Source organism: Staphylococcus caseorum (assembly GCF_049943195.1).
GTDB lineage: Bacteria > Bacillota > Bacilli > Staphylococcales > Staphylococcaceae > Staphylococcus > Staphylococcus equorum_A.
In genome coordinates, this window is sequence record NZ_JBNFUA010000001.1 from 2,068,159 (window position 1) to 2,080,470 (window position 12,312).

General features: G+C 34.1%; 14 protein-coding genes and 1 riboswitch. Of the genes, 10 read left to right on the forward strand and 4 right to left on the reverse strand.

The window, feature by feature from the left end:
- The first annotated feature begins 142 nt into the window (after positions 1-142).
- The 7 genes from ACP3TL_RS10610 to ACP3TL_RS10640 all read left to right on the forward strand — a co-directional run bounded on the left by ACP3TL_RS10610 (position 143) and on the right by ACP3TL_RS10640 (position 8,605).
- Positions 143-922 (forward strand): 2-keto-4-pentenoate hydratase, encoded by a 780-nt coding sequence (locus ACP3TL_RS10610; protein ID WP_069832225.1) that lies wholly within the window; start codon positions 143-145, stop codon positions 920-922.
- A 339-nt stretch (positions 923-1,261) separates the two neighbouring features.
- Positions 1,262-3,253: a catalase gene (locus ACP3TL_RS10615; RefSeq protein WP_069832226.1), complete on the forward strand. Its 1,992-nt coding sequence runs from the start codon at positions 1,262-1,264 to the stop codon at positions 3,251-3,253.
- A 440-nt stretch (positions 3,254-3,693) separates the two neighbouring features.
- Positions 3,694-4,047, forward strand: coding sequence for a helix-turn-helix domain-containing protein (locus ACP3TL_RS10620; RefSeq protein ID WP_069826292.1), 354 nt, complete (start codon positions 3,694-3,696; stop codon positions 4,045-4,047).
- A gap of 563 nt (positions 4,048-4,610) precedes the next feature.
- Positions 4,611-5,180 (forward strand): alkyl hydroperoxide reductase subunit C, encoded by a 570-nt coding sequence (ahpC, locus tag ACP3TL_RS10625; protein WP_069816672.1) that lies wholly within the window; start codon positions 4,611-4,613, stop codon positions 5,178-5,180.
- Positions 5,181-5,196: 16 nt separating this feature from the next.
- The gene (gene ahpF / locus ACP3TL_RS10630) at positions 5,197-6,720 is read left to right on the forward strand and encodes an alkyl hydroperoxide reductase subunit F (protein ID WP_069832227.1); all 1,524 of its coding nucleotides are present in this window, start codon (positions 5,197-5,199) and stop codon (positions 6,718-6,720) included.
- A gap of 615 nt (positions 6,721-7,335) precedes the next feature.
- Positions 7,336-7,962: an NDxxF motif lipoprotein gene (locus tag ACP3TL_RS10635; protein ID WP_069816668.1), complete on the forward strand. Its 627-nt coding sequence runs from the start codon at positions 7,336-7,338 to the stop codon at positions 7,960-7,962.
- A 427-nt stretch (positions 7,963-8,389) separates the two neighbouring features.
- On the forward strand, positions 8,390-8,605 hold the full coding sequence (locus tag ACP3TL_RS10640; RefSeq protein ID WP_002511986.1) for a hypothetical protein: 216 nt from the start codon (positions 8,390-8,392) through the stop codon (positions 8,603-8,605).
- A gap of 41 nt (positions 8,606-8,646) precedes the next feature.
- Here the strand turns inward: ACP3TL_RS10640 and ACP3TL_RS10645 are convergent, their stop codons facing one another.
- Positions 8,647-9,225, reverse strand: coding sequence for a histidine phosphatase family protein (locus ACP3TL_RS10645; RefSeq protein WP_069826291.1), 579 nt, complete (start codon positions 9,223-9,225; stop codon positions 8,647-8,649).
- Between the two features lie 140 nt (positions 9,226-9,365).
- Here ACP3TL_RS10645 and ACP3TL_RS10650 point away from each other — a divergent pair, with 140 nt between their 5' ends.
- A complete protein-coding gene (locus tag ACP3TL_RS10650; RefSeq protein ID WP_069832228.1) occupies positions 9,366-9,731 on the forward strand; it encodes a magnetosome magnetite crystal formation protein family in 366 nt (121 codons plus the stop codon).
- 99 nt (positions 9,732-9,830) lie between these two features.
- On the opposite strand, the gene ACP3TL_RS10655 is transcribed toward ACP3TL_RS10650, so the two are convergent.
- From ACP3TL_RS10655 to ACP3TL_RS10665, 3 genes are all read right to left on the reverse strand, one after another.
- Positions 9,831-10,457 carry a LysE family translocator gene (locus ACP3TL_RS10655; RefSeq protein WP_069816662.1) on the reverse strand — a complete coding sequence of 209 codons (627 nt, stop codon included), beginning with the start codon at positions 10,455-10,457 and terminating at the stop codon, positions 9,831-9,833.
- Between the two features lie 113 nt (positions 10,458-10,570).
- A complete protein-coding gene (locus tag ACP3TL_RS10660) occupies positions 10,571-10,885 on the reverse strand; it encodes a DMT family transporter (RefSeq protein ID WP_069832229.1) in 315 nt (104 codons plus the stop codon).
- On the reverse strand, positions 10,885-11,211 hold the full coding sequence (locus ACP3TL_RS10665) for a DMT family transporter (RefSeq protein ID WP_069826287.1): 327 nt from the start codon (positions 11,209-11,211) through the stop codon (positions 10,885-10,887). Before ACP3TL_RS10665 ends, ACP3TL_RS10660 begins: the two co-directional genes overlap by 1 nt.
- A 52-nt stretch (positions 11,212-11,263) precedes the next feature.
- Positions 11,264-11,361, reverse strand: a riboswitch (guanidine-I (ykkC/yxkD leader).
- A gap of 299 nt (positions 11,362-11,660) precedes the next feature.
- Here ACP3TL_RS10665 and ACP3TL_RS10670 point away from each other — a divergent pair.
- Both ACP3TL_RS10670 and ACP3TL_RS10675 read left to right on the forward strand, forming a co-directional pair.
- Positions 11,661-11,885 (forward strand): hypothetical protein, encoded by a 225-nt coding sequence (locus tag ACP3TL_RS10670; protein WP_069816656.1) that lies wholly within the window; start codon positions 11,661-11,663, stop codon positions 11,883-11,885.
- Between the two features lie 205 nt (positions 11,886-12,090).
- Positions 12,091-12,267, forward strand: a complete 177-nt coding sequence (locus tag ACP3TL_RS10675) for a hypothetical protein (protein WP_176722975.1) — start codon at positions 12,091-12,093, stop codon at positions 12,265-12,267.
- Positions 12,268-12,312: the final 45 nt, after the last annotated feature.

A 12,312-nucleotide genomic window follows, 5' to 3' on the forward strand; every position in this document is an offset into this window, starting at 1 on the left:
TATCCATATCTTACCAAAAGCATATTTTGATTGCTTATATTATGTTTACCCATTTTCTACCTTTCTTAAAAGATTTGAAAGTAATTAAGTTTATGGTTAGTATAATAGTAACAATATTCTGAAAAAGGAGCGCTAATATTTCATGACACAAGCCAATACAACTGTCGCAGATGCATTGTTTGAAGCCTTTAAACAGCACGAACCCATAGATTTTGTTAGTCACACTCACAATATCAGTGAACGAGAAGCATACCAAACACAGGATTTACTTATCGATAAACTTCAAGACGTTGATCAATCCAATATCGCCGGCTATAAAGTAAGTATGACAAGTGCAGCAACACAAAGTATCGCTAATACTGATGAGCCAGCTTATGGCACAATACTTTCTTCTAAAATTGTAGAAAGCAATGGCTCTGTATCACTTTCAAGTCTATTTTCACCTTTAATTGAAGCAGAAATTATGTTTATTCTAACGAAAGATTTATCTTCTAATCCAACAAATGAAGAAGTCCTATCTAGCGTTAAAGTTGCACCAGGTATTGAAATACCCGATGCACGCTACAAAAATTGGTTCCCTAATTTTACTTTAGGTGATTTATTAGCAGACAACACTGCGACAGGATTAATTGTTGTTGGTGAAACAATTGAGCCTCTGTCATATGAAGATTTTGCAAACATCCATATGAAACTATCGTATAACGGAATAGTAGAGCATGAAGGCGATTCTACGGAAGTACTTGGCAACCCAATCGAGTCTGTTAAATGGCTTGCACAAAAACTCGCAACGCACGATAAAAAATTACACAAAGGTCATATCATTTCTTCAGGTACCTTTATATCGCCTGTCCCAGTAGAACTAGGATCTTATAAAGCGGAATATAGCAATGTAGGACAAGTGGATGTCACATTTGTAGACTAGACTCCCCTTTCACTCATGTCACAGAATATAGACAAACCAAGTGTTATAAAGGCATTTGGTTTTTTTATAGTATTTTTCTTTAAAAATAGTAGTTCTTGGGTCGACTCCTACATAAAATGCAGTAGCCGAAGCCCACAGTCTAAGTCTGTTCCAAGGAAAACGTGCACAAAAACTGCCAACAAAGTCGGAGTCTTGTCGACAATCTCTCACATATAATCTTCTCACTATGCATACTATAATTTATAAATCATTTAAAATAATTCATTTAACTCATAGATATGTTTCTCTTTATCGTAACGTGGAAAACACTAACTGTACGTAAAGATAGGGGGTATTTTAATGAGCAATAAAAAGAAAGATCAATTAAATGAAGTAGAAAAAAGCAATGACGATAAAGCAATGACGACTAATAATGGTGTCAAAGTAAGTGAAGATGAAAACACGCTAACTGTTGGTGAACGTGGTCCTAGCTTATTAGAAGATTTCCATTTCAGAGAAAAAATCATGCACTTCGATCATGAACGAATCCCAGAACGTGTTGTACATGCCCGTGGCTTTGGTGCACATGGAGAATTTCAAGTTTATGAAGATTTATCGAAATATACTTCAGCCGACTTTTTAACTCACCCCGAGAAAACAACGCCACTATTCGTTAGATTTTCCACAGTTCAAGGTTCTAAAGGCTCTCCTGATACAGTTAGAGACGTCCGTGGCTTTGCGACAAAATTTTACACAGATGAAGGTATTTTCGATCTAGTAGGTAACGATATACCAGTGTTTTTCATACAAGACGCAATCAAATTCCCAGATTTAATTCACGCAGTTAAACCTGAACCACATAACGAAATGCCTCAAGGTGGTACTGCACATGATACATTTTGGGATTTCTTTGCTCAAAACCCAGAATCTACACATACCGCTGTATGGGCTATGAGTGATCGTGGGATACCTAAAGATTTCAGACAAGTCGAAGGTTTCGGCGTGCATACGTTCCGCCTTGTTAATAGCGAGGGACAGTCTTATTTTGTTAAATTCCATTGGAAACCACTTCAAGGGCTAGAGTCTCTCGTATGGGATGAAGCACAAATTCTACATGGTAAAGACGTTGACTTTCATCGTAAAGACCTTTACGAATCTATCGAAAAAGGCGATTATCCTGAATGGGAATTAGGCCTACAAATTATTCGTCCCGAACAAGAATTTGACTTTGATTTTGATATTTTAGACCCGACAAAAATTTGGCCTGAAGATGACGTTCCAGTACAAAGAGTTGGTAAAATGACGTTAAACCAAAATGTTACGAATGTGTTTGATGAAACAGAACAAGCTGCATTCCATCCAGGTCATATTGTGCCAGGTATCGACTTTTCTAACGACCCATTATTACAAGGACGTTTATTCTCTTATACAGATACACAAATCACGAGATTAGGTGGTCCAAACTTTAATCAAATTCCAATTAACCGTCCTGTGAATGAAGTACACAACAACCAAAGAGAAGGTATGCACCAAACAAGTGTAAACAAGGGACAAGTTGCGTATCATAAAAATGCACTGAATAATAATGACCCTCATACAACGCCAAAAGAAGAAGGTGGTTATGAGCACTATCAAGAAAAAGTTGAAGGCCGCAAGATTCAAAAACGCAGTGAAAGTTTCAAAGATTATTATAGCCAAGCCAAACTTTATTTAAACAGTCTGACTCAGCCTGAATTTGATCATACCGTAGATGGCTTTTCATTTGAAATCGGTATGTGTAAATCGGTTATGGTTAAACAAAATGCTGTTAACCAATTGAACAAGGTTGACCGCACATTAGCCGAACGTGTAGCTAAAAATGTAGGTGTGGAAGTGCCCGCAGAAAATGAAGAAGTCCAATCAGACGCAAAAGATAGTAAACTAACAATGGAAAAATTCGACATCCCATTAGCTGGACATTCTGTAGCTGTTGCAGTAAATGGCGATATTAGTGCTGACACACTAAAATCATACGCTAAAACGTTCACTGAACATAAATTAAACTACGCATTTGTGGGACAACATCCTAAAGATATCTCAGAAGACTACGGTATCACTGAAACATTTGATACTGCTCATCCAACTTTATATGATAGCTTAATTGTACTTTCAGATGGTAGCGACATACTTCCACCTGTCGAGGAGTTTGCAGAACTCACTTATAAACACAATAAACCATTAATTGTTAGCCAAACAGCTGCGACAAATTTAGCAGATGCCAAATTGAATTTAGCAGCACCTGGTGTTTTCGTATCGGATGATCCTAATACAATTGTGCAAGCTTTTGATAGAGCAAGATACTGGGATAGATAAAAAAATTCACAAATAATTATTGAACACCACCACTGTTTAATTTAAATATAATATATTATTTTTGTTTAAAAAATACCAGTAATTTGTGCCGACTCCTGCGGGAAAAGCACTAGCCGAAGACTACAGGATGAGGCTGTACTCGCGGAAAGCGTGCACAAAAAAGTGCCAACAAAGTCGGAGACTTTGTCGACACTCTAACTGCCCAAGTTATAACTTGGGCAGTTTTTTATTATAATGGAAGATAATGGGTATTATTACATTAAAGCGGTTGTTCGCAAATTCCTTTTAACATAGGCCAATCTTATACATATTTAATTTTAAAAAAAGCAAATAAAGATGATAAACATGCGATTGCAACCTGCCGTTGCGGCAGAAAATAACATTAGGTTCGTGACGCTGAACATGTAATATTTTACCTTTAAACAAAGGATGTGGTTGATATGGAAATTGGAAAAAAGATTAAAGAGCAAAGAGAACAAAAAAATTGGTCTCAAGATGATTTAGCCGAAATACTTAACATTTCACGCCAAAGTATTTCAAAATGGGAATTAAATAAAGTCTATCCGAGCATTGATATGTTAATTAAAATGAGCGATCTATTCGACATCTCATTAGATGAACTCATTAAAGGAGACAAGCAACTTAAACATACAATTATTGAAACATATCAGCAACCTGTTTCAGATGATAAAGAGAAAAATGCTATGAATGGTTGGGAATTCCTAGCAGGTTACTGGTGGTTGTTCTTTCCTGTTGCTGCAATGATTTGGTGGATAACACAATCATTCATGTAATTAAGTGCTAAAACCTTCTTTAGTAACTTTATACTTCTAAAAAATACGAGACCTATTTCAAACTGTAAATAGGTCTTTTTTTTAGAAAAATCTCACACATTATCACTATATATTCTGATTTAGTTTATTCTTATTATGGTTTCGTTGTTCATTACTTATAAGTATAAATTCCGTAAACGCTAGTCGTTCACAAAATTGTAAAAAATGCTCTAAAAAGCTGTGTAATTCATGTTTTTAAGCCAATTTAATAAATAACAAACCTTTCTTCTCATTTTCATATGTTTAGTTGAGAATTGAAAGGCTATTTAATATGTAGAAAGATTATATCTACTATGTAAACGCTCTCTTTTTCATATATATTTTCACTTGTCATTAATGGTTCAAAAGCACACGTAGAGCGTTATTTTACACTTTTTTATATAGCCCTTCATCGTTGACGAGAATATATGAGCGTGCAATAATAGTACGTGAAAGATTAGAATTATTACAATTAACAAACTATAATAATCTACTTAACTAATATTCTAATCAAAATTAGTTAATCAATCAGGAGGATGTTTTTTATGTCTTTAATTAACAAAGAAATTTTACCATTCACAGCTAACGCTTATGATCCAAAGCAAGATGAGTTTTTCGAAGTTTCAGATGAAAACTTAAAAGGTTCATGGAGTGTTGTTTGCTTCTATCCAGCAGACTTCTCATTCGTATGTCCAACTGAATTAGAAGATTTACAAGGACAATATGATAAATTACAAGAATTAGGCGTAAACGTGTACTCAGTATCAACTGATACGCATTTCGTACACAAAGCTTGGCATGACCATTCAGAAGCCATTAACAAAATCCAATACACTATGATTGGTGACCCTTCTCAAACAATCACTCGTAGTTTTGATGTATTAGATGAAGAATTAGGTTTAGCTCAACGTGGTACTTTCATCGTAGACCCTGACGGTATTGTACAAGCAGCTGAAGTGAATGCTGACGGTATCGGCCGTGACGCAAGTACATTGGTACACAAAATCAAAGCAGCACAATATGTACGTCAACACCCAGGCGAAGTTTGCCCAGCTAAATGGGAAGAAGGTTCAGAAACATTACAACCTGGTCTTGATTTAGTAGGTAAAATCTAAGGAGGCATTAATTTAAATGCTTAATGATCAGCTAAAATCACAATTACAACAATTATTTCAATTAATGGAAGGTGACGTTGTACTAAGTGCAAGTTTTGGTACAGATGAAAAGTCTAAAGAATTAAAAGAATTATTAGACGAAGTAGCAGAGATGTCATCTCGCATTACTATAGAAGAAGTTGACCTTAAACGTACACCAAGCTTTTCTGTTAATAGACCTGGTGAAGAAACAGGTATTACATTCGCTGGTTTACCAATGGGTCATGAGTTCAACTCTCTTGTTCTCGCTTTATTACAAGTAAGCGGTCGTGCACCAAAAGAAGAACAAGCAGTTATAGATCAAATCAAAGCATTAGACCGTCCGTTACATTTTGAGACTTTTATTAGTCTAACTTGTCAAAAATGTCCCGACGTTGTTCAAGCTTTAAACTTAATGAGTTTGGTAAATCCAAATATCACACATTCTATGGTAGACGGATCTATCTTTAGAGAAGAGTCTGAAGACATTATGGCCGTTCCTGCAATTTTCCTAGATGGAGAAGAATTTGGTAACGGACGTATGACAGTTCAAGATATATTAGCAAACTTAGGCAGTCAAGCAGACCCAGCTGAATTTAACGACAAAGATCCATATGATGTACTAATTGTCGGAGGTGGACCTGCAAGTGGTAGTGCAGCAATTTATACTGCACGTAAAGGTTTACGTACAGGTATTGTTGCGGATCGCATCGGGGGTCAAGTCAACGATACCGCTACTATCGAAAACTTTGTCACTGTTAAAGAAACAGATGGACCTAAATTTACTTCAGCACTCGAAGATCATATTAAACAATACAATATTGATGTAATGACTGGTATTCGTGCCAGTGATATTGAAAAAACAGACGATGGTATCATTGTCACTTTAGATAATGGTGCACAATTAACAAGTAAAACTGTTATTATTTCAACAGGTGCGCGTTGGCGCAAGCTAGAAGTGCCTGGTGAGGAAGAATTAATCAATAAAGGCGTTGCATTCTGCCCACATTGTGATGGTCCATTATTTGAAAATAAAAATGTTGCTGTTGTAGGCGGCGGTAATTCTGGAGTCGAAGCTGCAATCGATCTTGCAGGTATCGTTAAACACGTAACGTTACTAGAACGTAACGCTACGCTGAAAGCAGACAACGTATTACAAGAACGTTTGGCTTCTTTGCCAAACGTAACTATAATTAAAAATGCTCAAACAACAGAAGTTTTAGGTGACAGTGCAGTAACTGGTATTAAATATCAGGATAAATCACTTGGCGAAGATCATACTTTAGAACTCGAAGGTATCTTTGTTCAAATTGGTTTATTACCAAACACTGAATGGCTTGATAATTATGTTGAATTAAACCAAGCTAAAGAAATAGTAATTGATCGCAAGAATGCTACAAGCATCCCTGGTATTTTTGCTGCTGGTGATGTTACCGATGATCGTAACAAACAAATTATTATTTCTATGGGTGCTGGTGCAAATGCAGCATTAAACGCTTTTGATTATATCATCAGACATTAATCGCACCCCCTTTCATTTAACAATAAAGATTAAGGAGAACCCTTATGCGGTTCTTCTCTTAACATTGACAAACCACTCGCTTTTGCAAGTGGTTTGTTTTTTTATAGTTTTTTCCTTGAAACAGTTCTTATTTATTATCTAATAATGGATTATATTATTTGAACACTAGCAGTGATTTGGGCAAACTTCTGTGGGAGAAGCACTAGTCGAAGACTACAAGATGAGGTTGTGTGCCCGCGGAAAAAGTGCATAAAAACTCCCAACAAAATCGCATACGCTTAACAAAATCTATATGTGCTTCTCTTTTTATTTGTATACTTTTCTCTTTTAAATCTAAGTTTAACCCTTATATGCTTATTCTTGTATCTATGCGATTAATTATTTAAATTAGCTAACATTTTAAAATGAAAATCTAATGAATTTTTAAATTTATATAGCAATTATCCTCTTACACCATTCATTTGTTCAATAGATTGTGCGTTTATTATTTAATTCATCATACAAATAGATAGCACTACATGATACGCTTAAGTTATAATTTTCTAAGAACGTATGTAAACATACAATGGGACTGTTAAAATAGAACGACTTATTATTAAAGGAGCAATATTATTTATGAAGAAAAGTATACTTTTATCGTTAGTTTTGGTGCTAGCTGTCATACTCGCAGCATGTTCAAATGGTAATACAGAAGATGATGAACAAGAAGAACATAATGAACGCAATGCACCAAAAAATGTGAGCAAATTGGCTGAGAAAGATATCTTCCATTCAGATAAAAAGGGTGAAGATATTAGTGAAGATGAAATGAATAAAGCGATTAAAAAATATTTAGATGTTAACTCACTTATTATTGATAATAAATACCTCATGCAATATAAGTTAGATAAACAAATAGGTACAGATACAAAAATCACTGATGCACAAGAAAAACGTTTATCAGATTTATCGAATAATGCAATTAAAAATGACCTTCATTTTAAAAATTTCGTAGAAGATAACAACATGCCAAGCGGTTATAAAGATAATCTCGATGAAATTATCGCTTATTTTACATCCCTAAACACTACAATTAAAAACGTTGATAAAGAAATTGAAGAAATAGATTACCAACCTGACAATGACCTCAACGTTGTTGACGTTCCTGCTAAAGTTGCCGGAAATGTAAATCATAAAAAGCAAAAATCAATTAAGAAATTCCTTGATGAAAAAGGAATTGAGAGTGATGCAGTAGATAAATAGATGATAAATGGGAGTAGGACAATGAAATCTAATTTTTCTAACAAGATTTCGTCGTATAATCCTCTCCCGGCAAAGCTGACTATATAATGAATGAGGCTAAGACATGTATTAACGCCCTAGCCTCATTTGTGTCAAAAGATTGTTGTTTTAGCGTCATGCTTTTCATTTATGTTTCACAATTTTAGCCAAGGTTACAAAATGATGACATGTCACCTTTCCATGATGGCAAAGGCGTTGAGCCTATTTTCTACTCATACATTGATACACTCTGACTTATTCTCGTAAAAAACCTTACATGATTGTAAGGTTTTTTAATATGATTATCCTGTTTTTCTCAAAGCTTAATTTGTTAAGCTATATACAAGTTAAGAAATACGTTATTAGAAGCACAGCCACTCATTAATAAATTTAAGGAGGCCACACTGTTATGATATTAACTATTTTAATAGGTGCCATGGCTGCTATTTTCATAGCTTTTAATCTCTTTGAGAAGAAAGAAAAATATGGCGTCGTTTCTTTTAGAACAATTGCGCTAAGTGTAACTTACGTCATACTGGCTGTTATTGTCGGAAGCTTTTTAGACAATATCAATACATTATTCCAAGGATTTCATGATAGCTTAACAGCAGCTAAAAAATATTAAACCTGAACCGACAACGTCGCAGTTCAGGTTTTTTGTTTGTCTTATATTTCAAGTTCATAGGGTACACAATTTTCTATTTTTCTATCAATTACAGTTTCTTTCGTTTCATAGCGTAAGTAAACAAGAAAACATCTGATTACGACCTGATGCGCAACAATTGCGATAGACTCTAAAGACGGATCAAGTTCTTGGTCAAAAAATTGTTCAACACGCTGTAATACATCCGAATAGCTTTCTCCTTCAGGGGCTTTTTGTGTGAAACTATGGCGAAAAGCAAGCAGATTTTCATCATTAAAATAAGCATGATATTCAGGATTTTGTTCAATTGCATCTATCATTTTACCTTCAAAGATGCCTAAAGAACGCTCTCTTAATAAAGGGGTCACACTCGCTGGAATGTGCTTATCAAATATCGCATTATATGTTTGTCTCGTGCGAGTCAAATCAGATATATACACGTGTTCAATATTCTTTTTTTCAAAATAGCTTTGCAGTAATTGAGCAGAATATACACCACTTTCTGTTAAAGGTACATCTAATTGACCACAAAAGTATTTTTTTCCTTGTTTTTTATCGTAATTTGACTGCGATTCTCCATGACGAACTAAATAAATTTTCATAGTGATTACCTCTTCTCTATTTATAATCCAATATTTCATTATTCTTTTAACGACGCTCATATCTTACAATACTGTTAGATGAAGCAATATGTCTATATTTCAATGATTATTCTTGTTATTATCCAATTGAGGTGATACAAATGAGCGAAAAAATGTTACATCATGACACACAAAGTGGGCGTGTATTAGCAGCAGTCAGTTATTTCAGTATATTCTTTGCACCAATTATATTACCTATTATCCTTTGGATTTTTGCTGATAAACCTGCTTCAACGCATGCAGCAAAATCATTAGTCTATCATATTATAACGTATATTGGACCAATACTATTAGTTTTAAGCGTAGCGTTTGGAACTACAATAATTGATCAACAGAATACTACAATTGCAATCATAGCGATTGTGGTGGCCATCCTTTTATTAGTGGTAACCATTTGGTACACAATCAAAAATATATATCGTGGTATCAAGATATATATTTCTGAAGATGCTTATTTCCGTCCATAAAGCATTGCAATTTTTTAGAAAATCTATTTAGAAAATGATTGAGGCTGAGACAATTATTTGTGTCCCAGCCCCCTTCTTTCATTATACTTTTAAGTTGAATCAACTGCTTTTACTAAATAACAAACTAATAGATAAACCAATGAGGATGGCACCTACTGCATAATCAAACACCGCTTTTATTTTTCTGTTTCCAAAAAGTAATTTAATATATTGGAATATGTATACGCAAAAAATAAACCAGATAAGAATCACCGTTGTTACTACTGCCGATAATATTGCAATTTGAGATGACACACCTTCGCCAGCAGTTATAAACTGCGGTAAAATACTTATGTAATAAAGTAATGCTTTAGGGTTTAATATTGTGCTGATAAAACCTTGGCGATAAGAACTTAAATAGCTAATCTGTTGTGTCTGCATTTGAGATGTTGAAAAATTCATGCTTTGACGTGCACAGATGATACTTTTAATGCCTAAATAAATCAGATAACACGCGCCTAAAATTTTAATCATCAGAAAGACATAATACATATTTGCCAAGATAAATATAATGCCAAACACTGCTAATAAAGAATAGATAACGTGTGCTGACGTAATACCTAATGCAGCCATTGCGCCATTACCTTTACCTGAAGTAATTGAATTTTTCATTACTACAAAAAAATCTGGACCAGGAACAATAATAATCATTAATGTAATCGTAATAAATGCTGCAAGACCTTCCATCACATGCACCTCCATCTTAACTACATCGTATCAATTACACTATGTCACCGCAATACACCTGGCCCATATTTCTTTTTGCTAACTGATTAGCAAAACCTTTTATCACTTCCACATTAACTCAATAATTTTAAACCAACTGTACTAGCTAATATAACTCCAATACAAATTATTCGTTTGATATCAGTAGACTCTTTATAAAAAACCATACCTAATATCGCTCCACCCACTGCACCAATACCTGTCCAAACTGCATACGCTGTACTCATAGGTAATTGAGTCATTGCCATAGATAAAGCTAAGAAACTCAAACTAAAGAAGCCTATCAGTCCTATGACAGCGGATTTTTTCCGTGTATGCGTATAAGCATTTAAAAAAGTAATACCTAACATTTCAAAAATACCTGCAATGATTAATAATATCCAAGCCATTATGCTTCTCCCCCTTTATCTGGTGTGACTAATTTCAAACAAATCACACCTAAAAGTAATGTTAAAATTAAAATGATTTTTCCATAATTAACTTCCTGACCAAAGAAAGCAAAATCAAATATGGTAACGCCTGTTGTTCCCAGACCAACAAATACTGCATAAGATGTGCCTACTGGTAACATTTTTGATGCGTCTATAAGCAAATAAAAACTTAAAAATATAGCTATAAGTGTTAACATCCATTCGAGACCAGTCGTTGCATGTGTTAACCCTACGACCCAACCAACTTCAAAGATTGATGCGATAATAATTTTTATCCAATTCATTCATATTCCCCCTATTAAAATAAAAAAAGCCCGAGAGATAGTCATCACTACTATCTCCCAGGCTTTTATCCTTCCGTGTCACATTTAACATGTGGCTTCCTCTCGGACCAGGCCAACATTAAGTGTTGCGGAACCCTAGAAAGCTTTTATTTAATTCTCTGTATCATATCAATTCATCTTATAGACATCAAGCATAGTATTTTATTTTTGCTCAATTTAAAATTATTATCATTTAAAAACGCTTACAAGAAACGTCTTAGTTTCTTTTTACATTTTAATTTTAAAAAGTTTTAATTATTTAAGTCATTCCCCTCTACATTTTATACTATTTCATGTATACTGAATATCAGATTAGAACAATTATAATCTGAATGGTTAATCAATGAAATGAATTCTCAATTAAAACAATCCGATTATTGGATTGAAATATAAAAAAGTGAGGGATGACTATGCAATTATTAAATTACAAAATGCACAATGATGAACTCATCGCTACAGTATTATCCGATAAGAAACAAGTGTTCAAATACACATTTGATGTAAACACGCCGGAATACGAAATTTTAGATGTACTTGAAGAAATTAACGAATATGTAGACAATGGTCACCATCCATTAGGCTGTTCATTACTAAAAAATTACACATATGCGGATGTGAGCCACAATAGTTTATAATATTAATCACACACCAAAAGGATGAGTATACTGTTAACTTTAAAACAGCGTACTCGTCTTTTATTTTTGCTTATATATGCTTCAAGAAAAACACTACCTATAATTGAACTGTGCATGGTATATTGAGTTAGTTCACATCATTTACCGGGTAAATACATAATAAAGATATTCAAACGTGATAAATATAGTTTAGGGGGGACGCAAATTGTTCTATGGTTCAATATTACTCATAATCCTTGGTATTGTACTACTCGTTTTAAATAAACGCCTTTCAAAAAAAGGTGATACAAGTAAAAAACAAAGTTTGGTCAGTTTCGGTGTGATGTCATTGGTTTTTGGCCTCTTTGGTCTTATAGGTGTTATTATTATGGCAATGACCTAATTTGCATGAAAAAAAGAGATAGATTCCCTATAAGGAATCTATCTC

What these genes read in the sequence shown, in the direction of transcription:
- ACP3TL_RS10610 (WP_069832225.1), top strand. Translation starts at nt 143, where the DNA reads ATGACACAAGCCAATACAACTGTCGCAGATGCATTGTTTGAAGCCTTT.
- ACP3TL_RS10615 (WP_069832226.1), top strand. Translation starts at nt 1,262, where the DNA reads ATGAGCAATAAAAAGAAAGATCAATTAAATGAAGTAGAAAAAAGCAAT.
- ACP3TL_RS10620 (WP_069826292.1), top strand. Translation starts at nt 3,694, where the DNA reads ATGGAAATTGGAAAAAAGATTAAAGAGCAAAGAGAACAAAAAAATTGG.
- ahpC (WP_069816672.1), top strand. Translation starts at nt 4,611, where the DNA reads ATGTCTTTAATTAACAAAGAAATTTTACCATTCACAGCTAACGCTTAT.
- ahpF (WP_069832227.1), top strand. Translation starts at nt 5,197, where the DNA reads ATGCTTAATGATCAGCTAAAATCACAATTACAACAATTATTTCAATTA.
- ACP3TL_RS10635 (WP_069816668.1), top strand. Translation starts at nt 7,336, where the DNA reads ATGAAGAAAAGTATACTTTTATCGTTAGTTTTGGTGCTAGCTGTCATA.
- ACP3TL_RS10640 (WP_002511986.1), top strand. Translation starts at nt 8,390, where the DNA reads ATGATATTAACTATTTTAATAGGTGCCATGGCTGCTATTTTCATAGCT.
- ACP3TL_RS10645 (WP_069826291.1), bottom strand. Translation starts at nt 9,225, where the DNA reads ATGAAAATTTATTTAGTTCGTCATGGAGAATCGCAGTCAAATTACGAT.
- ACP3TL_RS10650 (WP_069832228.1), top strand. Translation starts at nt 9,366, where the DNA reads ATGAGCGAAAAAATGTTACATCATGACACACAAAGTGGGCGTGTATTA.
- ACP3TL_RS10655 (WP_069816662.1), bottom strand. Translation starts at nt 10,457, where the DNA reads ATGGAAGGTCTTGCAGCATTTATTACGATTACATTAATGATTATTATT.
- ACP3TL_RS10660 (WP_069832229.1), bottom strand. Translation starts at nt 10,885, where the DNA reads ATGGCTTGGATATTATTAATCATTGCAGGTATTTTTGAAATGTTAGGT.
- ACP3TL_RS10665 (WP_069826287.1), bottom strand. Translation starts at nt 11,211, where the DNA reads ATGAATTGGATAAAAATTATTATCGCATCAATCTTTGAAGTTGGTTGG.
- ACP3TL_RS10670 (WP_069816656.1), top strand. Translation starts at nt 11,661, where the DNA reads ATGCAATTATTAAATTACAAAATGCACAATGATGAACTCATCGCTACA.